Origin of the sequence: Pseudoalteromonas rubra (assembly GCF_004212645.1) — a bacterium.
In the GTDB taxonomy this organism is placed as follows: Bacteria; Pseudomonadota; Gammaproteobacteria; order Enterobacterales; family Alteromonadaceae; genus Pseudoalteromonas; species Pseudoalteromonas rubra_G.
In genome coordinates, this window is sequence record NZ_PPUZ01000018.1 from 1 (window position 1) to 22734 (window position 22734).

Below are 22734 nucleotides of genomic sequence, written 5' to 3' on the forward strand. Positions count from 1 at the left end.
AATATGACGCTAACTGTGTTAAAAATTTCTCATTTAGAACAACTAAATAGCAAAATTTTTGCCTGGTTATCGAACATATTTTCTCGCCTCAAAATAGAACACTTAATTAAGCAAATTGGTATTAGCTATGCGCAAATCAGCCACAAAGGTACAACAATTTCGCCTATCAGGCGCAGGGTTCATGACAAAAGAGGGGTCCGTTTGACTAACGGATAACAGATACACAAAAGCCAGCATAACGCTGGCTTTTTTAAGTTTTTGTTGCGCAAAGCAATTATGCTGTTTTAGCGCGCTGCGCTTCTTTCTTTGCTTGCTTTTGCTCTTTGCGGGCACGCAACGTTTCTTGCGCTTCATGGCCAATGTGGCCTTCACCCCGTTGCTTTGCCAGTTCAATTTGCTTCTGGCGCTCGGCAAAACGGGCTTTTTGCTCTTCAGTCACGCTCTCATAACAGTGATGGCATGATACCCCTTCCATGTATTCAGGACGCTGCATTTCTTCTGCGGTAATTGGCATACGACAAGCATGGCACTGCTCGTAAGATCCCTTGTTCAGGTCATGATCAACGGCAACGCGGTTATCGAATACAAAGCACTCGCCTTCCCACATGGTCTCTTCTTTTGGCACGTCTTCCAGGTATTTAAGAATGCCGCCCTCAAGGTGATAGACTTCTTCGAAACCCTGCTCTTTCATATACGCCGTTGATTTTTCACAGCGAATACCACCGGTGCAGAACATGGCTACTTTCTTGTGTTTTGCCGGATCAAGGTTTTTCTCAGCCCACGCGGGGAACTCACGGAAAGTTTTAGTATTTGGGTCAATGGCGTTTTTGAACGTCCCGATCTCGATTTCGTAATCGTTACGGGTATCAACCAGCACCACGTCTGGGTCAGAGATCAGTGCGTTCCAATCCTGTGGCTTAACATAAGTACCCACCACTTCTTTAGGGTCAATGCCCTGCACACCCATGGTAACGATTTCTTTTTTCAGTTTAACCTTAGTGCGGTAAAACGGGCAGGTTTCGTCGTATGACTCTTTATATACAATGTTATCCAGACCAGGCTGCTTATCGAGCCAAGCCAGCAAGGCATCAATCCCTTCGCGCTTGGCCGCAACCGTGCCATTGATCCCTTCTTCTGCCAGTAATAAAGTACCACGCACTTCATTGGCTTCCATCACATCGAGTAAAGGCTGACGGATGGCTTGATAATTTGGCAAAGACACAAACTTGTACATTGCACATACAACAAAATGGTTATTCATAACTTTCTCTTCGATAAGCTTTAAAACAGCCTACACTTAAGCACGACGTGTAAGCACATAACCGGATCGTAAATCCGGCGCCAGGCGCGATATTTTACGGATTTTAAGGATAATTGCAAAACCGTTTGCCTGCGCCCGTTACAGAACCGACATTAAGCGCCGTAAAGTTATGGTTCTTAGGAGAGTTAGTTTGTTATAATGCTGCGTTTTAGAAAATAATTACTGGAGAAGAGTACCTTGAGATTTTCCGAACTGGGTCTTGACCTGCGCTTTGAAAAACAATTAGAACACCAGGGGATCACCACCCCTACCGAGATCCAGGCTCAGGCCATCCCAACCGCCCTTGCCGGGCACGATACCTTTGCTCAGTCAAAAACCGGCTCAGGAAAAACTCTGGCATTTTTGCTCCCTGCTGTTCAGCGCGTGATGAAACAAAAAGCGCTTAGCAAGCGAGACCCTCGCGTGCTGATCGTTGCACCTACGCGAGAACTGGCTACTCAGGTTTTTAACCAGTGCCGCTTGCTTATTGCCGGTACTGCTATGTCGTGCACAAAAGTACTCGGTGGTGAGAACTTTAATGACCAAGTAAAAGCGCTGCGTAAAGATCCCCACTTTGTGATTGGTACACCGGGCCGGATCACGGACCATATAGAACAACGTAGCTTGCAGCTTCATGGTCTTGAACTGCTAATTTTTGATGAAGCCGACCGTATGCTGGATCTGGGTTTTGAAAAGCAGTTGTCGACCATTAACCAGGCGGCCGATCACCGACTTCGTCAGACCTTACTCTTCTCTGCCACGCTTGAACATGCGCAGATTGAAATTACCTCAAGAGATCTGTTGAAGTCACCCAAGCGCATCTTGCTTAGTGGCAGCAACGAAAAGCATGATGATATTCGTCAGGCGATGTATTTCGCCGATCACCTGGATCACAAAGAAGCCCTGCTGAAACACTTTGTACAACAAGGGGATGTAAAGCAGTGCATTATCTTTACTGCTACGCGCCAGGACACCAACCGATTCAGCGACATGCTCAATGACATGGAGATTAAAGCCGTTGCACTGGCGGGCGATTTGCCACAAAGCAAACGGCTGGAGATTATGGATGCGTTCAGCCGCGGTCTCTATAAGGTGTTAGTTACCACAGACGTTGCGTCTCGCGGTCTGGACTTACTTAATGTTTCTCATGTCATCAATTTCGACTTGCCAAAACAAGCGGAAGAATATGTTCACCGGATCGGACGTACTGGCCGAGCCGGGTTTAAAGGCGATGCGATTTCATTTGTCGGACCCAAAGACTGGAAAAGCTACGAAGCCATTGCCGCCTATCTTAAGGAGTCAGTGCAGTTTCAGTCAGTCGAAGGGCTTGAAGCAAAATTTAAAGGCTTTAAACCCAAGGTAGCTAAACCTAAGCCTGGCACCAAGCGTAAACCTACAGAAACAAAAGCAAAGGCAAAACGGCCACTTAAACGTAAGCCACAGCAAGCGAAAAAAGCCATTCCGGCACCGTTTGATGTCGACGGGCACGCACCACTAAGAAGAAAACCTAAAAAGCCAACCGAGGAATAAACATGCTAGGTACTACTCAATTTTTAATGATCGAAGAGATTTGTGCCGAAGGTGCATACCTGGATGGCAAAGAGCATGGCGACGTTTTTTTGCCACTGAAAGAGCTGCCTGATCATCTTGAAGCCGGCGACAATGTTGAAGTGTTTGTGTACAGCGACAACCAGGGGCACCCTTGCGCGACCACCCAAAAGCCACTTGCTCAATTGGGTGACTTTGCCCTGCTGCGTGCGAAACAAATCAATAAGGTCGGTGCGTTTTTAGATCTTGGGATCAGTAAAGATGTACTAGCGCCCTATAACGAGCAGAAGCCAAAAATGCGCGAAGGCTACAGCTACCTGGTAAAGTTGTATCTGGACAACGCCAGCAAGCGTTTATGTGCCTCCAGTAACCTTGGAAAATTTTTAAACAAGACGCCAGCACAGTACAAGAAGTTTGAACAGGTTGAGTTAATTGTCGCCGCTAAAACCGATCTGGGCTATAAGGTCATCGTCAACGAACAACACTTTGGCATGGTATTTTTTAATACGGTGTTTAAACGTATGTACATAGGCCAGCGTATGACTGGCTATATAAAGCAGGTTCATGAAGACGACAAAATTGACGTGTTACTCGAAAAGCCTGGCATGGATAAGATCTCAGACTTAGGTGAACAGATCCTTAAAAAGCTTGAGGAGAACAACGGCTTTTTACCTTTGGGTGATAAGTCAGATCCGGAGCTTATCAAAAAAACCTTCTCCACCAGCAAGGCCAACTTTAAAAAGGCCATCGGTGGTTTGTTCAAGCAGGAAAAAATCCAGATTGAAGCTACATCAATTTCACTTTTAAAATCAAAAAAGTAAATTAATATAATTTTAATTTTACATTCAACTTGAATTTCCCTAATATGCAGACGCGCTTGTCATTTAGACACAAGCGCGTTTGACATACATAAGGAAATTAATAATGAAAGTTTTAAAAACATCGCTAATTCTTGCAACTCTTGCTCTTACTGGTGCAGCGCAGGCCGCTTCTTTGGGAGTCAGTATCGAAGAGCAACCTCGTCCGGGCGTACCGCAGGCACGCTGGACAACGGTTAACATTGGTGATGCTTATTCACAAAACCAGAACGCGAAGTTTAATTACAGTGTTTCTAACTACACCATTAACTTTTCGTGGACGACCAATGACGGTGCAACGGGTGGCTGCAACATCTATTACGATGTTAACAAAGATAGCTCGACCAACTTCAACGATCAGGTTGCTAAACGTCGTTATGACACAACGAAAGCGATCCTGACGAATCTTAAGCAAGGTGATGAGTTGTTCATTCAGTCAGCGTTCGGACGCGATGGCGATCCGTGTGAAGTAACGTTACGACACAGCATCAGCCTGTGATCTGGTATAATGGCGCACTGATGTGCGCCATTTCGGTTTCGATTAACCTATTTCAAATGATGTTACGCCAAATGTTTTGTCTATGGCTATCTCTGGCATCTCTTGTGTATACATACGAGCCGTATCAAACACCGGGGTCATATCGAGCTTTTGGGCAAGCTCGACCGCCGCTGAATGACATGCAGGCACATCCAGAAACACCGCACAATCATCCGCAACTTGTGAGCTCAATGCGCCAATTATAGCCTCAGCCTGCTGCGTGTTTTGGGCAAATAAAGGGCCTATTTTGTAGCCTTCCCTGCACTGCCTGATAACCCCAATCCCCTGTAATTCTCCGCCAACCAACACACCAACAGACTTTGCATTACTCTGCGTCAGCCAGGCATGCCAAAACTCGGTTCTTTGTACCGGGAAAAACGGCTTAAGAAATTGCTCTATTGTTTTGAGCGGCACAGCGTCCAGCTTAGTCAGTTCTAACGCACTTTGAACGGCCAGTTTGTGACTGCTACCCTGATAGCGACGATTTGAATAAGCCAGCAAAAAACCGGATTTTTTATAGTTTTCCTGCTGTTCAACCACACCGTCCAGGCCAATATTACATCCGGCCAGTCTGGTCATAGCAGCCTGCCAGATTTTCAATCCAAAACCCTGTCCTCTATAGTCAGGCTTTACTATGTAAAACCCGATAAATCCAAACGTGCTGTCGTACTTTACCGCCGAAATCACTGCGATTGGTTCATCATTCAACAAGCCTATTAAAAATCCTTCTGGATCGGCCTGATAGTAGCTATGTGCATCTTCAAGTCCCGGGTTCCATCCTTCCTTTGCGGCCCACTCGATTGCCAGGTCGACCTCGTCACGAGTCATAGTGCGGATTGTATAGGTGTTACTCATAAATTAGCTCCTTGATGTGAACCCACATCTGACTTACGGATATACCCGCACTATAGCGGGCCTGAAAGGAAAAAGAAGTCCGATTAGCTGGGAGTGCATTCTTTTCCAGCTCGACCAGGCTAGCAGTTCCTTAATTATGTAACCTGGTCCGCCCAATGTCTGTGCTCCTACGCCCTAGTGACTGGCCGATAACAAAATACAACCATCAAATGAGGTCATCAAGCGCTTTTGCGTATTAGCTGTGTTGCGTCCTGTTGGTTTGTAACCCAGGGCAAGGAAAGCAAAGCAACCATAAGCAGCAGGCCGAGCGTTATATTGGTCAACATGCCGCCTATGATAACAACAGCCAAACCTTGGTATATTTCAGAACTGGTCGCGCCTGGCAGTAGCAAGGGCATCATGCCCAAAATACTGGTCAGCGTACTTAACAGAATCGCTCTTTTTCGATGTGAAATAGCGCTGCTAATGGCTTCAACTCGGGATGCGGACAAAGCCAAATTATCCATAAAGGAAGACACCAATAGTATGCCATTATTGATCACTAACCCCATTAACATGATGAAGCCAATGATGGTGATCATATCCAGGTTTTGATAGCGAATTAGGCCAAATAAATACACGGCTAACAGGCCACCCGCCATTGAAATTGGCAGGCTGAGCATCACCACAAGCGTTGCTTTAGCGGACTTAATAAACCACCAAATCAGACCGAATAAGATCACGATTGAGATAGCCAGTATCTGCGCAAACTCGCTCATGAAAGTGCCCATATCATCGGTGCTGCCTCGGTATTGTACAGCGACATCAAAAACTTGTTTTTGCTCGAAAAAGTCTGCAACGTGGCCTTTTAGAATGGTGATAAACTTGCCAATTGGCATTGTCTCTGGCGCTTCAATGTACAGCGAAGCAACCTGCTCACTGTTAACACGCATAATCAAAGAATCACTGGGCTTCATCGCCCCTTGCGTTAATTCACCCAGGCTTCTTACATTGCCATCCGGGGTAATGATCTCGCGGCTCAGCAAGTCATCAACTGACGTTACTTCATGACCCTTAACATACGCTGCAACCGCCCGGCCTTCGTTAAAATAATCGCCAATGTAATAACCATAGCTCATGGCGACCAAGTAATTATTAAGTTGTTGAACACTCATGTCTACAAATGCCAGTTTCTCTTTTTCTGGCGTGAACTCAATCACCACATCGCTTTTGACAATTTCACTATTCTCAAAGACTTCGGCACCTTGCAACTTTTCAGTTAAGTACGCCATGAGCTCAACACCGACACGGGTTAAGGTTGACAGCTCAGGGCCAATTAAATCAACTTCTATGGCTCTATGGTTAGGTAAAGCAAGTTCAAGTAGCGCTTCTTTTTCCGCGCTACCACTGACCCCAACAATCGATGCGAGGATCGTGCTGTTTAACCATTCATCATAAATCTCAACGGGAATATTCTTATTTGTGGCAAAATTTAAGAAGCATCCTCTGGCAACACAGCGTTGCGTGAAATAATCAAATTCCGGTGCCGTATTATTTTCGATGGAGGTCAGAATGGCTTTGTTGATAGGGTCTGCCACTTGGCGTTCGATAGCTCTGGCCGATAAGTTTTTTTCAAATCGAACAAACGCAGTTACATCTCTCACCTGCGGGTTTGGCAGAACATCGAGTTCAGGCCTGAAAAACATCACCGAACACACAGTAAAAAGCACACCAAGTACAATATACCCCATCGCCAGAGCGGGATTGCTAAATAAGGTCACAAACCGGTATGACTTTGCCTCTTGCGATTTAATTTCATATCGATTCTCAATATTGAATGCGGTGCACAGAGCAGGCAGTACATAGAGTGAATATACCAGAGAAGCCATTAACGCGATTGAAATCACAAAAGCGAGATCTTCAAACAACTGCCCCTCTTTCGAGCTCATCAGCACGATGGGGATAAAGATTAAAACACTGGTCAATGTTGAAGAGATCAGTGCAGAGCGCACTCTCATCAAGCCTTTGTACATATATTCAAAACTGAATTTTCGCTTTAATTCTCGTTGAATGCTTTCGATGGTGATAATGGAGGCATCCACTATCAACCCCACGGATAGGGAGATCCCAGCTAACGAGATCAAATGCAATTGTTTATCCGCAATCCACATCGCAATGAAGACTATCGACAGGGAGAATGGCACACTGGCAAACACCAATCCAATCGACGGCACATTGCGAATAAACGCAAAGATAGCGATGCAAGCCAACGCCAGGCCAAGCATAGAACTGAACGAAATGAACTTGAGCGAATCGATAATAGCCAGTGAGTTATCCATGCGCAGATCCACTCTAAAGCCATTTCTTTTTTCGAGTTTTCGGTTCATTTCCACCAGCTTCTCTTTCACCAAACTGATCGTTTCAAGTACATCAACGTCGTTAGTCGGCTGGATAAAGAAAAACATGGCAGATCTGCCGTTATAAGAAGTAGGCAGCCACTCTTCGTCCTCGATGATCTCCGTGGTGGCAACGTCTTTGACGCGTACTAGCTGTTGCCCGTTTGCTTTGATGATCACTTCACCAAGTTGATTTAGTTTTTCTTCACCTTTAAACACCATCTGATAAGCGCGTTTACCAAGGTGGAGCTTGTCTCCCGACTGGTCATACAAATCATCCAGTGCGGTGATGACCTCATCGATCGTCACATTGTTGTGTACTAATTTTTTTTCATCAAACAGGATATTTAAGCGCAAGCGAGTGCTTTGGTTCGGGACCTTGACCGCTGCAACACCTTTAATTCCGATAAGTGCTGGCTCTACTTCATCTTTGAAGACTTCAATAAAGTCTACGGTAGGCACATCGTCGCGAGCATGAAGAAAAAACGACGCCAAAGTTGAACTGGCACCGTTACTAAAGTCAAAAATCAAAGGCTTAGGGGCTTCCAAAGGCCAATTGGGCACTTGGTTTACTTTAGTCTGGATCTCCGAATAGGCTTTGGTCATATCCGTGTTACTGTGAAAAGTGACGCTTGTCCAGGATTGACCCTTTTCGACCCAAGACACGGTACTCTTCACGTTCGCAATACCTGCTAACTCTCTTTCTAGTGGTATGATTAGAGATTTCTCAACTTCACTGATCGACTTTCCGGGCCAAGTGACTGCCAGGCCAATCTCTGGTAACTTCATTTCAGGCAATAGAACTTTAGAAACCCGCTGTGAGCTCATAATGCCAATGACTAAGCACAGGGCCGCAATAAATAAGATCGGCACCTGATATTTTTTTAACGCATTCATTAACTAATTAGCCCTACTACAAAGTACTGTTCACAAGTTCAACCGTTTCGCCGTCAGACAACATGTTGGCGCCCCGCACGACTAAACGCATACCATGAGTTAAGGCACCAGAAACCGTTGTCCTGGCATTAAATGACGTACCTTGGATCATGTTTACTTCAACGCGCGATGCAGACTTGTTATCGTCAATCGCCCAAACATAGGCACTGCCATCCAAGTCAAAATTCAAGGCGTCGGCTGAGATGCGAAATAACTTCTGCTGCGTGGTATGCACCATTTCAACACTTATGCGCTGACCAACATCGAGCGCTGAACCGTCTGGCTCGTTAAGGTAAATCCGCTTACTCTGGGTGTTTGTATTGACCACGTTACTTACTCTCTTGAGCGTGAGCGGTTGGCGGTTATATGAGAAGCTAGCCTGCTCATAAGAGCCATGAGCAGCAAATGAAAGGGGCATATCACATACAACTTCGTTTCCACTTAATGGACTCAATTGCGCAACTGGCTCTCCGCGACTCACAAACTGGCCCAATTTGCTTAAGTGACGTTCTACTTCGAAATCCCCAGGTGCGCGCAATTGTGCTTTTTTGCTATCCCGGGATAGCCTTGCAATTTCACTCTCTGCTAAGGCGATTTCCGACATACTGGTTCTGACCTGCCATTTAAGCCGATGTAACTCTGAAGGAGAAACATGTTCACCCTGGTTTTTACGGCGATCATACTCACTTTGGTGGAATGCCAGGTCGTGTTGTCGTTGCGCTAGTTTAATTTTGTTTTTTTGTAGTTCATTTTGTACGTAGAAATTGTCCTGGCTCGCGACCAGTTGGTTTTTTTTGACCTGGCTGCCAACGGGCAAAATTGACGTTAACTCAGCATCGACCGCAGCAGATAACACAAAGATACGCTGTGACATAAATTCACATGACAGAGACGATACCGCCCCGTTTGCAACTTCTTCTGCTTGTTCAACAAAGACAGCCACCTCCTTGCTTTCTTCGGCATAGCTATTTATTGCGCTAAACAAACAGCAAAACACTGCGATGCTTTGAAATCTCACGGTTACAACTCCTTTTAAAATAGGGCAGGTAGACATAGTTCAATTCCGTACTTTTAGTAAGTAGGCTTATCAGTCAGTCGTTGAGCAATCGTCAACATATGACTGTTAAATTAACTTCGCGCAGTCGCTTTTATATGTGAGATGACTGATCATCCGACTGCACTTCAGTTACTCGCTCTGAACAGTGGTAGCAAGTTCACTAACGCTTTGCGACTACCAACAAATAACCAAATTCAGCCATGATGGTGTAAATTGATGAAAATGGGTGAGAAAGTTTGACCATTAAATACCTCTATACTTGTTGTTTTTATACTTTAACGGTGCGTGAACTATACACAAACAAAATGATAAGTACATATTTAGACTAGTAAAAACTCGTTCCCGTAAAAAAGCTGGCACGCTTAATACCATCACGATAATTGCAGGGGCTGGAAAAGAATAAGGCTGCCCCTACATGCGATTAAGCTTTGGTCTAACATTGCAAACTTGTGTTTAACTGATAAGCACCCTAAGCCAACTTCAACCCAGAACACTGACAGGCTTAATTGCCTTATATTCAAGTCACTACTGGCTGCGTGCCCCGCTTGGTGAAATTATATAGGCAATAGAGTTTACACTATTATCTTGAGCTTTTTGGCCCATCCTAAACTCGAGCGTTGTTCCCGTTGCCTGAGCACTCAAGATGGCTGAGTAAAGAAACTCATCGGAGCTTTTAAAGCTTAGATAGTAGTGGTTCTTCGTTGTTGAAGCCAAGGTAACATCGCCAGATTTGGACGCACTGCAGCTTGCTTTGTCAAGAATGACATAATGTAGCTGGTCTTCTCCATCATAATCGGGATGGACATAAAGTCCACGCACTTTCGACATGACTGTGTTTGAAGTTGTCAGGCCGTCAAAGCAACCCGCATGCGCTGTGCCTGAGATTGCTATGAATAGCGTTAATATAGATGTTCTCATATTTCATTAGTTCCTATTTGTTAAACGGTCAATACTATCACCGAGCTGTTCAAATCACAAACAGACTACACAAAGGCCTGTTGGGGTATGTAACTTTCAACTAGCTCAATCAGCTTGGTTTTTGTCGGCACTGTCACCTCCTGAGTTAGTATGAAGTAACCTTTGTTCACTAGCCCCCTCCTCGACTACCTATATTTAGTGCCATTATCATTTTCCACTGATGTTGATATATCTTACATTGGCCACCAAATTCAAAGCTGCATACTAAAACTTTCAGCTGTAATCCCCGGTAATGGTAACTTGTTAAAATTGCTCTAGAGTTAGGGTGACCGTCTCGATATTGAAAGGAATTGTTATGCGCCCCCTAAAGTTTACTCTGCTCAGCGCAGCCATCACAACATTACTGGCCTGCTCTAGCGAGCCTTCAGGCTCAGCTGACTCAAGTAACACCGCCTCTAGCCAGGACCCGATGTTTTGCCCGGCTAATATTAATTGGGTTACTAACCCAAATAGTCCGCCCAGTGAAATTCCAGGCGGCGGGCAGAATTTGTGTCAGTTTTACCAGTTTTCCTGGCAATGGTTTATTTCTTTATTGAATGCGCCCGATGGTAAAGAGCGCACTTTTTTAAACGAAGACCGCTATGCCATCTATATTGGTGGTGGTCAGGATTCCTGTGCCCCCAATACCTTGCAGTCTAAATTGTTTGTCAGAGGCCCCAAAGACCCGCATACCACAAAGGAAGATTTCACTGCACCCCATGAGATGAATCAGGCTCTAAACAATGCCGTATTGTACGACCAGAACGGTAATATTGTTTTGTATGAAACCCGTTTTGATCGGGGCATGTGTGATGTCGCTCAAGGCTCAGCAACGCTGCCTGCGGGTACAACCGAAATTAAGACATCCTGGCGCAAGATCAGTGAAAAAGACAAACCAAACTATGTTTGGGTGCGCTCCGATACCAATAATAATGGCGAACTGGATGCTGATGAAGTGTATGGCATGGTTGGCTTTCATTTAGTGATTAGTACCCCGAGTCACCCTGAGTTTATCTGGGCCACCTTTGAGCACAAATACAATGCGCCGGATTGTCAAAAATCAAATCAGCCCGTCTCGGACTGGAGTTTTGCCAGCGAGCAATGCACAGCTTCTTTACCTTATCCGGCCACGGGTTGTAACTTTAATCAAACCTTAGATCCAGACTCGAAAGGCGACTCACCACTTGAAGGCCCTCCGACTGAGGTTTGTCAGGTATACGCGCAAGGCACCGCAGAGGGAGATAATCAGGCCGAGCACAACCGGGCCAATATTATCTCACTTAACGAGCAGCTGAATAAAGTGTTCAAGCGCATGCCTACTTATAATTCATTGCGAGTGCTGGCTAAGTATGAATTAGTCGGTGGACTATGGCTGAATGATGTGGCCCTGCCCTCCAGCAATCGCGATAATCAACGCGGCTCTATCCAGCTTGCCAACACCACCATGGAAACCAATGCTCAGCAAGGACGCAAGTTTAAGGAAGTGACCTATACAGGCCCGGAAAATCTCACACCTGCAACAAACTGCTTTGATTGCCATGCGTACTCGGGCCCAACTGAGAATGCCGGCGTTAGTCATATCTTTAACTACATACATGGTTCAAGTAAGTAGCCTGCCAAAACTGCTGGTAGCCTGAGTCATTCAGGCTACTTATGTTAAATCAAACATACTTATAAAAACATCGATTAACCTTGCGTTTTGTCTGTGTTTAAACTGAGGTTTTATGTCTAAAATAGGGTAAATCTCATAACATCCAATTGAGGAAAATCATGATTGAACAAGGACAAGCCTTACCCCAAGCGACATTAAGTGAACTGACTGCAGATGGCATGGTGACGCACCAAAGCGACACCCTGTTCGCAGGCAAGAAAGTTGTGCTGTTTGCGGTCCCCGGTGCTTTCACGCCAACCTGCTCTGCGGCTCATTTACCGGGCTTCGTAACACTGGCCGATAAAATCAAAGCCAAAGGCGTGGATATCATCGCGTGTGTGTCTGTGAATGATGCTTTCGTGATGAAAGCCTGGGGAGAGGCACACAATGCCAGCGAAATAATGATGCTGGGTGATGGCGACGCCAGCTTTACCAAAGCCCTTGGGTTGGAAATGGACACAGAAGGATTCGGCGGGATCCGCTCACAGCGCTATGCCATGATAGTCGACAATGGTGTTGTTACCACCCTGCTGGTTGAAGCGCCTAAAACCTTTGAGGTCAGCAAAGCAGAAGTGATCCTGGAAAAACTATAAGCCTGGTTTTTAACCAAGGGAGTGTGAACTCAGCGAGTATGAACTCAAAAAGTATTCTGCTCCCTCATTCTTGTCTTGCGAACAAGCCAATCTGCTGCCTCATTGTTTGTATCAGCTAATTCACATGTAAGGGAGTAACCTCGTGACAGTCAAATTTGAACGAGGATGGGATATCAAACACGCTCAGTCAATCGCCATGCTCTACGACCAAGCGTTTGGTAGTAAGTTTTCTCATGCCATCCCCGACAAAGTAAAGCGACTTGCCGTTCTGCAGAGTTGTTTTATACCCGGGTACTCGTTCGTCGCACTGAATAATGACACGCCGATTGGGATCGCGGGATTTAGTAATGGCCATGGTGCGTTAACAAGCGGTCTGGGTATAACCGGGTTAATGAAACATTTAGGTCTACCCGGTGGTATACGTGCTGGCCTGCTGTTCAGCCTGTATGAACGCCAGCCCGATTTGAATGAACTGGTTATGGACGGAATCGCCGTTCAGGAGGCCTATCATGGCCAGGGAATAGGTGCTCAGCTATTGGACTGTATTGTTACACATGCCCAGAGACACAAGTATTCGTCTGTGCGCCTGGATGTCATAGACCGTAATGCCAGGGCAAGAAAACTCTATGAAGCTAAAGGGTTTGTCGCGGTTAAAACAGAGCACTTTCCTTATTTAAACTGGTTGCTTGGTTTTTCAGGCTCAACAACAATGCAGTTGAACCTGTCATCTGGTTGATATTAACCGACTAACATTCCTTGCCAATCAAAGACAGCAGCTGCTCCCCAGCCATAATGGCATTACTTTCACCCGCAAAGACGTTATCGGCTTGTTTCTCTACAAAAACCTCATTCAGCCAGCTACTGATGTCTTTGTTAAACATCAGCAAAAATTCGATTGGAAACGAAGAGTTCGTAGCCTGAGCGTCAAGGCGTTCGGCGACTTCGTCTATCATCAAGGCACCATCGTTGAATTCAATACAAAAATAGAGGGTGTTAGCGAGCTCTTTGTATAGCCTGGCAACATTTTTAAAGCGCGCCTCTGAATAACCGTTGAGCTCTATCAGACCTGTTTCTGATTCCAGCTCACTGAGTGCTCCGACGATTGACTCAACATCATCTTCTTCAATCGGACTGTCTGCCCAAAACTCCTCTGCACTCAGCGCCTGTTTGTTAAGGCGTTGATCGGCCTCACCTGCGGACGCTTCATCCAGGTCAAAAAACAGTTCGTCAAACTTGTCTTCTTCCGGCTCCTGATAAGGAAAGGCGTCCTGAAAAAGTTCAACATTGTCTTTCAGCTTCAATCTGCCATTGAGCAATTTAGCACTTCTTTTTAGTGCTTTGAGCACCGAATCAGAGCCGCTGCCAAAGCGACTTCCTTTGCCCAAAGAATCCAGATAAAACTGTTTGAACACTTCAGTAGAGTCGCGAATTTGCCTGACCAGGCGACGCATGTTGGTCAGATCTTTCTGTAGTGAAATATAATGAGTGACCTCACCTGCGTCGTTGGTTATCGCCGAGATGTTCCACTCTACCGGATACATGGAGCCGTCTTTACGGTAATTAACCGATGAGCCGTAAAAATAGCCGTTTTTTTCCAGCGCCGGGCTTAGGCGAGCCAGTACCCTGCGGTTACTCTTTGGACCCTGTAATATTGACGTCGACTGCCCTATCAGTTCAGCAAGCTCATATCCGGTTTGTCTGCAGAACACCTGATTTGCGTACACAACGCGATAACCATGGTCTCGATCTGCATCGGTTACTACAATGGCGTGCTGAGAATTCATCAGGATTTGTTTGAGTAATTCAATTGGAGAGGAGCTCTCCATTAGCTGACCGAAAAACAAGGTTTCTTCCATTGAAGGATCATGGGTATTCATTGGCAACTCAACTCTTATTTAATCTTAGATACGTAACCCGAACTAGGGTGCTATCAGGTATTTACGATATCTGCGTGTGAGTATAACTATAGTGCACAATACGCACTGCCATGAACTTTTGATCAGACGAATAAAGGCACCACCGTTAGGGTGACTGCCAGCCTAAAAGCCGTGCCTTTATTCAAACTCCCTTTAGTTACTGCGCCTGGCAAAGCTAAAGGATTGCTCCGCTTCTAACCGACCACTGCGATCATGTGGCGTGGTATAAAAAGACACATTCAATCTGTCTTGCTGGTTATCTAATTCAATGTGCGCAAAGCCCCAGATAAAACTTTTCGACCACACCAGATCGTATTCCGGATAGCGCTTTTCTTGCTGCTGAGCAAAGGGCGTATGAGTGCCACGCATTTTTGCAGCCGCGCCGCTGATGATCAGCGGAAGTTTAGGTTTAGTATTGCCCGGCATGACGCGGCTGCAATCATCCGTCAATAATTCCAAATCATGTTCATGTCCGGCAATGTACGCATCAGCATACTGGCACAGCTCAGGTAAAATAAGCCGTCGTAACACATGGCCTTCGTCATATTTGGTGCCACCAATCGACCACAATATATGGTGTCCGTACACCAGTTTCCATTTTGCTTTGGAATTTTTCAGCCCGTTGGCCAGCCATGCCAGCTGACGATGATCCTCACCGTTAACGGGCACTTCATGACGTTCAATGTCTTCTACCTCAGCCTGGCCGGATGCCAGTGCACTGGCCAACCCCTGCTCGCTACCATCGGGCCGTAATGGCACCTCGTAGTAGTGCTGGCCTGAAAGCAGCATATTGGTATCCAGTACGAACAGCTCCACATCATTGCCCGGCTCCCCAATTGTGTAGCTGTAGTAGCCCCGGGGCGACATGGTAAAGTTTGGCTGCTTTGCCATCCATTCAGCTTGTAGCTTGACCCCTTTGCGTGAGGTTTTCCAGTCGTGGTTGCCCAGCGCAGAATACACAACCAGATCAGGCTGTTGGGCAAATAAGGGCTGTAATGGTTTTAAGATCAAATCATTCATACGTTGTTGATCATCTTTTCCATCGTTGGCGCCCGCCCCGTCAGGGTAGATGTTATCGCCCAGCTGAATGGCAAAGTCACAGCGTTTTTGCTGACACAAGGTTGCCATAGCCTTACCCGTCGCAATCGCCCCGGTCTGCTCTGTGGCAATGTCGGTATCGGGATAAACGTAGATCGGCGCATGATTAAACTCATCAAGCGGACGGTGCTCTTGCAACCAGTCGGCTTTTTCGGCGGCAATAAACTGCGCCTTATTTTTTGGCTTTTCGATATGTTTTAGTTTTGGATAATCAGGGTGATAGCCGCCATCGCCAAATGCCAGGAAAGAAATAGTGTCAGCTGACATCGCAGAGCCGCAAAGCACGCTCAGGCAGCAAAGAACAAGTGGTTTTAAAGTCATAAGATATACGCAGTGCCGGGTTACCCCGGCACACTCCGGCAAAAGTTCAAAATGAGGTATAGGTAAAGCCGAGCTCAAACGAGCGGCCGTATTGCTCATACTGGAAGTTATATTTTTGCTCACCGTGATAAATATAAAGCGGCTCGTCGGTCAGGTTAATGGCATTGAAATACAGCTGCATTTGCTCGGTAAAGTAGTATTTCACGCTCAAATCTAACTGTATGTGGTCGTCCTGATAAACACGTGCCTCATTTTCTGTACTCAGGTAGGCCTTACTTTTGTAGTTACCGCTGATACGCGCGCTGAGTTCGTTGTCTTCATAGCCAAACATCAGATTTGCCACGGTATCGGATTGGCGGGTCAACTTATCATCAGCATCTATCAAGGTGGTGTTTGCCGAAAACATCAGGCCATTTTTGAAGTTTTTACTGTAAGCCAGCTCAATCCCCGTCAGATCCGCTTCGCCACCGTTGACGTATTGCATGACTTTTTTATAGCCCGCCCACTGGGGTTTCCCTTGTACTTCCTGCTCAGTGATAAAGTTGTCGATTTGCTTGTGGAACACACCCGCAGACATAACGCCAATGTTCCCGGTGTAGTACTCAATCGACAGGTCTAGGTTTTGCGACTCATAAGGGTCCAGGTCAGGGTTACCAACCTCGCCTTCACGTTCAGTCACAACCTGACCATCGTCTTCATCCGTTTCACTTTCCAGTAGCTGATAAGCAGCCGCCTCTTCAAAGCCGGGACGAGCAAGTGTCTGGGTATAAGCAAAGCGGGAGATCAGGTCGTCTGCCAGCTCGTAACGCAAGGTCAGGTTTGGCATTAAATGGTCATAAGATTTATCCACCTCCCAAGGTGTAATGTTAACTTGCTCACTGTCTGTCAGGTTGTCTTTTTCGAGTGCCACCCGATAGCCTCTGGTGGTGTAGTCTGTATCCTCATACCGCACACCCGTGATGAGATTGAGTTTGCCAAAATCAATGTTGATCATCGCATACAGTGCACTGACCGTTTCATCAGAGCGGTAACTGCGCCCTTTTGATTCTATGCTGGTTTCCTGTTCGTTACGCTTAAAGCTGCCCTGATTTTGTGCAAAATAGGCTTGCAGCCCGTGCTGCGACAAGCCCGGACCAAAATCACCCGGATCGTATTCTGGTGCAGGCGTTTTAAACTGCTCTGCCGTAACGTCACCAAACCCGCCGTCATACACCACAGCATTAACTGAATTAAACTTCTCGCGGTCGCGGTACTTAGCACCAAACTTCAGCTCCGCGTTATGCCCCGCGATCAACAGATCTTTGCTCAGATCCAGCTTAAAGCTGGTTGCTTCGTCTTCACTGAGGTTGTTTTCGTAAACAATTTCATCCAGTTCAAAACCACTTAACTGATGCGCGGCCTCGCTACGAGACAGTACCGGGGTATCGCCCAGGCTGGCATATCCCAGCATCAGGTCTTCCCCGGCAAAGGCAATATCCAGGCGCTCCGGCTCTCGCTCATCTGATTTTGAGTACACCAAACTGTATTCAATAAACCAGTCGCTGATCAGATGCTCACCGCCAGCCACCACAGACAGAATACTTTGCTCTTCGTAGCGGTCTTTGGTGTCCCGGTCCATTTCTGCGCCGCTAAAATAGGCCATGGTATCGCCCGACTGCGCGCTCAGATACTCGCCTTTATCAAACTTGTACTCATTACGCAGGCGAAACTCATCGTCTGAGAACTCACTGTACATAGTTCTGAGGTAATATTTGTTGAACAACCCCTGATGCAGATCTAAGTTTAATGCCGCACCCAGTCGCTCTCGGGTAATGCTATAGTGACGCTGCTCAATTTCCTCAGCACCAAAAAATGCCACTTCCTCTCCTGTATTGGCATCGTCCATTTCAAGTGCCATCCAGCCACCATCGGTTTCCATATTATGCGAGCCAAACTTGCGCTCGAACCAGGAAACCGCGGTTGCAACACCCAGCTGTGTCTGGCTGCTGATCTCATAAATATCACTGTAACTTGCCGACAGTTTCGGGCTGCTCTTCTCGACCTGCTCATTGTAGGCCCCCTGCACTGTATAGCTGTAGCTCTCCCCTTCGCGGTCAAAGGCACTTAAGCTTTTCACTTCGATGCTGCCGCCAATGGCATTGGCATCCATATCCGGCGTGACCGTTTTGCTGACTTCCAGGCTCTGGATAATTTCACTCGGCAGCACATCCATCGCCACACTGCGCACACCGCCTTCTGGAGACGGCACGGCAGCACCGTTAATAGTCACATTGTTAAGGTTCGGATCTATGCCCCGAATGCCCACAAAGCGGCCTTCACCCTGGTCGCGCTCGATAAATAACCCCGGTAAACGTTGCAGCGCTTCAGCAGCATTTTGATCCGGTAACTGACCAATGCTATCAGCGCTGACCACAGATTTAATACCATCGGCATTTTTTTGTCTGTTCAGGGCACCTGCCTGCCCAGCACGCTGCCCTTTGACTATGATGTTGTCCATTTCCCCCTGATAAGCACTGAGCTGAACTCGTGTTTGAGTCACCTGGTTGTCTTTAATCACAACTTGCTGGGTAACAGATTGCGCACCAATGTAACGCACTTCCAGCGTATAGGTGCCAGCCGGTAGATTGATGAATCTGAATTCACCATTTCGCTCTGAGCTGACTTCGCGGCCCAACTCCTTGATGATGACTTTGGCGCCTTCAAAACGGGCTTTGTTTTGCTGATCGGTCAGTTCACCTTGCAACGTATTGGCAAACGCAGGTGCACTTAACACGCCAAGTGCCATAGCAACGCCAACACAGGCTTTGGATATCACGGAAGGTAGAGTATTTCTCATATTTTTCTCGCACAGAAAGAGTCGTTTATAAAATCCGCGAAGACCTTAACCGTGCTCAATGACCAAATTATTGCAGCCAGCGTCGGTACAGGGCTTAACCCCCTTGAAACCAAGCCGTTTTCACGCTGGGTGAGCCAAAATGCCCCCTTCTATAGCAGTAACCTATGGGATTCGAAGAGAAAAAAGCGCTACATACGCTCAGGAGTGCAATTATATGAGCTGTTTTGACCCCGCCTGATAAAGGAGCCAATTAAAACACTGGTGATTAAGACGTTGACTAAGGCTCTGAAAAACGAAAAAAGCCGCGGCACGGGCGTGCTCACGGCTTTAACAACCAGAATTTGTTGTTACAGGGCTTGTTCGAGCTGAGGTAATACGTCGAACAAATCAGCCACCAGACCGTAGTCAGCCACCTGGAAAATAGGCGCTTCCGGATCTTTGTTGATGGCAACGATGACTTTAGAATCTTTCATACCTGCCAGATGCTGAATCGCACCGCTAATACCAACGGCAATGTATAAGTCTGGCGCTACGATTTTACCCGTCTGACCGACCTGCATATCATTTGGTACAAAACCTGCATCAACCGCAGCACGTGATGCACCAATAGCGGCCCCTAGTTTGTCTGCAATGCCTTCCAGCAGTGAGAAGTTCTCCCCGTTTTGCATGCCGCGACCACCAGAAATAACCACAGGTGCCGCCGTCAGTTCTGGGCGCTCAGACTCAGTTTGCTCAACACCGACAAAGCTGCTGCTGGTGTTTTCAACCGATGCAGTCAGTGTTTCGACAGCAACAGGTGCTTGTTCACCGGCCGCATCAAACGCACTGGCACGCACGGTGATAACTTTTTGTGCTTCTAATGATTTAACCGTAGCAATGGCGTTACCAGCATAGATAGGACGCATAAAGGTATCCGCATCTACCACATCTACAATTTCAGAGATTTGTGATTTATCCAGCAATGCCGCAACGCGAGGCATGATATTTTTGCCTGTGGTCGATGCCGCAGCCAGAATATGGCTGTAACCTTGTGCAAGTGTGATAACCAAATCCGCAGTGCTTTCGGCCAACTGATGATCCAGCGCGCCGTCGTCCGCCAGCTTAACAGCCGTAACGCCTGCGATTTGTGCCGCGGCCTCAGCCACCGCTCCAACGTTATGACCCGCAACCAGAACATGGATCTCTGCGCCAAGCTTGCTCGCCGCATGAACCACTTTTGCAGTTTCTGGCTTTAATACACCATTTTCGTGTTCAGCAATGACTAGTACGCTCATGAGATCACCTTAGCTTCAGTTTTTAGTTTATTAACCAGTTCTTCTACACTTTCAACAACGATACCCGCTTCACGTTTGGCAGGCTCTGCCACACGGATCAGCTCAACACGCGGCGCCAGATCAACGCCCAGCGTATCTGCTGCAATCACATCAAGTGGTTTACGTTTGGCTTTCATAATGTTGGGCAAAGATGCATAGCGCGGCTCATTCAGGCGCAGATCTGTGGTTACAACCGCAGGCAGGTTAAGTGCTACCGTTTGCAGACCACCGTCTACTTCACGGGTGACAACCGCTTTACCGTCTGCAATTTCGACTTTAGACGCAAACGTGCCCTGAGGACGTTTAGTCAGTGCAGCTAACATCTGACCAGTTTGATTGTTGTCAGAATCGATAGATTGTTTGCCCAGAATAACCAACTCGGGGCTCTCTTGCTCAACCAGCTTTGCCAGTAGTTTAGCAACATGAAGCGACTCCAGTTTGGCGTCAGTTTCAATATGAATGGCTTTGTCAGCGCCCAGCGCCAGTGCGGTGCGTAGCTGCTCCTGACAGGCCTTGTCGCCTATCGACACAGCAATGACTTCGCTGGCTGTACCGGCTTCCTTAAGGCGGATTGCTTCTTCTACCGCTATCTCGCAGAACGGGTTCATTGCCATTTTCACATTGGTCAGATCAACATCACTGTTGTCGGCCTTGACTCTTGCCTTGACATTGTAGTCAATCACGCGTTTGATTGGCACAAGTACTTTCATGGTTACTCCATCATCTGGTTATTCTATAGGGCTGACGTAAACGTCAACAAAACAATTTAATGAATCCAGACTACTTCCTGTTGACGTAAACGTCAACCTAAAATAACCTTAGCTTAACCTTAACAAAACTAAAGCCTCGTTTTAGTTAAACTACCGTCAATCTATGTGAGGTAAAAATGGTCGAACGCGAAACCATGGAATTTGATGTTGTAATCGTTGGCGCGGGCCCTGCGGGCTTATCGTGCGCGATCCGACTTGCACAACAGGCACAGGAAAAACAACAAGAACTGATGATCTGTGTCGTTGAAAAAGGCTCAGAGGTCGGAGCACATATATTGTCTGGTGCTGTCTTTGAAACTAAAGCGCTGGATGAATTGATCCCGGATTGGGCTGAAAAAAATGCCCCTGTCACCACAAAAGTGACCGAGGACGAAATCTATCTGTTTAAAGATCAGGACAAGGCAACCAGTATTCCCCACTTTGCCGTGCCAAAAACCTTTAAAAACGACGGCAACTACATTGTCTCTATGGGCAATGTCTGCCGCTGGCTGGCTGAACAAGCTGAACAACTGGGTGTGGAGGTATTCCCCGGATTCAGCGCGCACTCGCTGATAATCGAAGATGATGAGGTGAAAGGCATCATCACCGGTGATATGGGTGTTGGCAAAGATGGCGAGCCAAAAGACAGTTACATGCCCGGTATGGAACTGAGAGCCAAATACACCGTATTTGCAGAGGGTTGTCGTGGCCACCTGGGTAAACAGCTGATCAGCCAGTTTGCACTGGACAAAGATGCAACCCCTCAGCACTACGGTATTGGCTTTAAAGAGATCTGGCAAATTGACCCGGCAAAACATCAGGAAGGTAAAGTTGTCCATGGTACGGGCTGGCCGCTCGATAACGAAACCCACGGTGGTTCGTTTATGTACCATGCCGAGAACAATCAGGTCGTAGTCGGATTAATCATAGATCTTAACTACAAAAACCCCTACCTGAGCCCGTTTGACGAATTTCAGCGCATGAAACATCAGCAAGTCTTTAAAGACACGCTGGAAGGCGGTGAGCGTATTGCTTACGGTGCGCGTGCGATTGCCAAGGGTGGCCTTCATGCCTTACCTAAAATGCACTTCCCTGGCGGACTGCTGGTGGGCTGTGACGCAGGCACCCTGAATTTTGCCAAAATCAAAGGTAACCACACCGCGATGAAATCGGGCATCATTGCCGCAGATACCATTGTGGCGGCCCTGAGCGAGGAAGCCCATCGCGCAGACTTAAGCGAATTTGCCGATAACTTCAAAAGCAGCTGGCTATATGACGAGCTTTATCAGTCACGTAACTTTGGCCCGGCCATGCATAAGTTTGGCCGCATCTTAGGCGGTGCTTACAACATGGTTGACCAGAACCTGTTTTCTGGCTCACTGCCCTTTACACTCAAAGATACCACGCTCGACCATGCATCTCTCAGACTGGCAAAAGACTCTCAGGAAATTAACTATCCCAAACCGGATGGTAAACTGAGCTTTGATAAGTTGTCGTCGGTGTTTTTATCCAACACCAACCACGAAGAAGAGCAGCCCTGTCATTTGCAACTTAAAGATGCCTCTATTCCTATTCAGGTAAATCTTGAGCAGTATGCAGAGCCCGCACAGCGTTACTGTCCGGCAGGTGTATATGAGGTCAACGAAGATGAAAACGGCGATAAACAGTTTGTGATCAATGGACAAAACTGTGTTCACTGTAAGACCTGTGACATCAAAGATCCGAGTCAGAATATCACCTGGGTGACGCCAGAAGGCGCAGGTGGTCCTAACTATCCCAACATGTAATTTATGCTGGCAGGTGTCCCTGACCTGCCACAAACACTTTTTATCCT

17 protein-coding genes and 1 pseudogene are annotated in these 22734 nt (G+C 46.9%); 8 read left to right on the top strand and 10 right to left on the bottom strand.

Going from position 1 to position 22734, the window contains the following annotated elements; translation table 11 throughout:
- Window positions 1-216: pseudogene (locus C3B51_RS23775) on the top strand (hypothetical protein); the annotation flags it as partial.
- A 58-nt stretch (window positions 217-274) separates the two neighbouring features.
- Here the strand turns inward: C3B51_RS23775 and C3B51_RS06750 are convergent.
- On the bottom strand, window positions 275-1261 hold the full coding sequence (locus C3B51_RS06750; protein WP_125717519.1) for a rhodanese-related sulfurtransferase: 987 nt from the start codon (window positions 1259-1261) through the stop codon (window positions 275-277).
- Between the two features lie 237 nt (window positions 1262-1498).
- Here C3B51_RS06750 and C3B51_RS06755 point away from each other — a divergent pair, with 237 nt between their 5' ends.
- The 3 genes from C3B51_RS06755 to C3B51_RS06765 all read left to right on the top strand — a co-directional run bounded on the left by C3B51_RS06755 (window position 1499) and on the right by C3B51_RS06765 (window position 4204).
- Window positions 1499-2830 (top strand): DEAD/DEAH box helicase, encoded by a 1332-nt coding sequence (locus C3B51_RS06755; RefSeq protein WP_125717518.1) that lies wholly within the window; start codon window positions 1499-1501, stop codon window positions 2828-2830.
- Window positions 2831-2832: 2 nt separating this feature from the next.
- On the top strand, window positions 2833-3669 hold the full coding sequence (locus C3B51_RS06760) for a CvfB family protein (RefSeq protein WP_125717517.1): 837 nt from the start codon (window positions 2833-2835) through the stop codon (window positions 3667-3669).
- Between the two features lie 103 nt (window positions 3670-3772).
- On the top strand, window positions 3773-4204 hold the full coding sequence (locus C3B51_RS06765; RefSeq protein WP_125717516.1) for a hypothetical protein: 432 nt from the start codon (window positions 3773-3775) through the stop codon (window positions 4202-4204).
- A gap of 42 nt (window positions 4205-4246) precedes the next feature.
- On the opposite strand, the gene C3B51_RS06770 is transcribed toward C3B51_RS06765, so the two are convergent.
- From C3B51_RS06770 to C3B51_RS06785, 4 genes are all read right to left on the bottom strand, one after another.
- Window positions 4247-5098, bottom strand: a complete 852-nt coding sequence (locus C3B51_RS06770; protein WP_206076606.1) for a GNAT family N-acetyltransferase — start codon at window positions 5096-5098, stop codon at window positions 4247-4249.
- Between the two features lie 218 nt (window positions 5099-5316).
- Window positions 5317-8370 carry an efflux RND transporter permease subunit gene (locus C3B51_RS06775; RefSeq protein WP_130244551.1) on the bottom strand — a complete coding sequence of 1018 codons (3054 nt, stop codon included), beginning with the start codon at window positions 8368-8370 and terminating at the stop codon, window positions 5317-5319.
- A gap of 16 nt (window positions 8371-8386) precedes the next feature.
- Window positions 8387-9427 carry an efflux RND transporter periplasmic adaptor subunit gene (locus C3B51_RS06780; RefSeq protein WP_165389119.1) on the bottom strand — a complete coding sequence of 347 codons (1041 nt, stop codon included), beginning with the start codon at window positions 9425-9427 and terminating at the stop codon, window positions 8387-8389.
- A 564-nt stretch (window positions 9428-9991) separates the two neighbouring features.
- Complete coding sequence (locus C3B51_RS06785; protein ID WP_130244553.1) at window positions 9992-10384, bottom strand: hypothetical protein; 393 nt, start codon at window positions 10382-10384, stop codon at window positions 9992-9994.
- A 355-nt stretch (window positions 10385-10739) separates the two neighbouring features.
- Between C3B51_RS06785 and C3B51_RS06790 the strand changes: the two genes are divergently transcribed.
- From C3B51_RS06790 to C3B51_RS06800, 3 genes are all read left to right on the top strand, one after another.
- Window positions 10740-12035, top strand: coding sequence for a hypothetical protein (locus tag C3B51_RS06790; protein WP_130244554.1), 1296 nt, complete (start codon window positions 10740-10742; stop codon window positions 12033-12035).
- A gap of 158 nt (window positions 12036-12193) precedes the next feature.
- The gene (locus tag C3B51_RS06795; RefSeq protein WP_130244555.1) at window positions 12194-12667 is read left to right on the top strand and encodes a peroxiredoxin; all 474 of its coding nucleotides are present in this window, start codon (window positions 12194-12196) and stop codon (window positions 12665-12667) included.
- Between the two features lie 142 nt (window positions 12668-12809).
- Window positions 12810-13403: a GNAT family N-acetyltransferase gene (locus C3B51_RS06800; protein ID WP_130244556.1), complete on the top strand. Its 594-nt coding sequence runs from the start codon at window positions 12810-12812 to the stop codon at window positions 13401-13403.
- A 10-nt stretch (window positions 13404-13413) separates the two neighbouring features.
- Here C3B51_RS06800 and C3B51_RS06805 read toward each other — a convergent pair whose 3' ends face one another.
- From C3B51_RS06805 to C3B51_RS06825, 5 genes are all read right to left on the bottom strand, one after another.
- Window positions 13414-14544 (bottom strand): PAS domain-containing protein, encoded by a 1131-nt coding sequence (locus C3B51_RS06805; RefSeq protein WP_240701861.1) that lies wholly within the window; start codon window positions 14542-14544, stop codon window positions 13414-13416.
- 192 nt (window positions 14545-14736) lie between these two features.
- Window positions 14737-15948 carry a metallophosphoesterase gene (locus C3B51_RS06810; RefSeq protein WP_240701862.1) on the bottom strand — a complete coding sequence of 404 codons (1212 nt, stop codon included), beginning with the start codon at window positions 15946-15948 and terminating at the stop codon, window positions 14737-14739.
- A 100-nt stretch (window positions 15949-16048) separates the two neighbouring features.
- The gene (locus tag C3B51_RS06815; protein ID WP_130244558.1) at window positions 16049-18838 is read right to left on the bottom strand and encodes a TonB-dependent receptor; all 2790 of its coding nucleotides are present in this window, start codon (window positions 18836-18838) and stop codon (window positions 16049-16051) included.
- A 347-nt stretch (window positions 18839-19185) separates the two neighbouring features.
- Window positions 19186-20112 carry an electron transfer flavoprotein subunit alpha/FixB family protein gene (locus tag C3B51_RS06820; RefSeq protein WP_130244559.1) on the bottom strand — a complete coding sequence of 309 codons (927 nt, stop codon included), beginning with the start codon at window positions 20110-20112 and terminating at the stop codon, window positions 19186-19188.
- On the bottom strand, window positions 20109-20861 hold the full coding sequence (locus tag C3B51_RS06825; protein ID WP_130244560.1) for an electron transfer flavoprotein subunit beta/FixA family protein: 753 nt from the start codon (window positions 20859-20861) through the stop codon (window positions 20109-20111). The genes C3B51_RS06820 and C3B51_RS06825 overlap by 4 nt, the downstream gene beginning before the upstream one ends.
- A 176-nt stretch (window positions 20862-21037) precedes the next feature.
- On the opposite strand from C3B51_RS06825, the gene C3B51_RS06830 reads away from it, so the two are divergent.
- A complete protein-coding gene (locus C3B51_RS06830) occupies window positions 21038-22687 on the top strand; it encodes an electron transfer flavoprotein-ubiquinone oxidoreductase (protein WP_125717505.1) in 1650 nt (549 codons plus the stop codon).
- The last annotated feature ends 47 nt before the right edge of the window (window positions 22688-22734 follow it).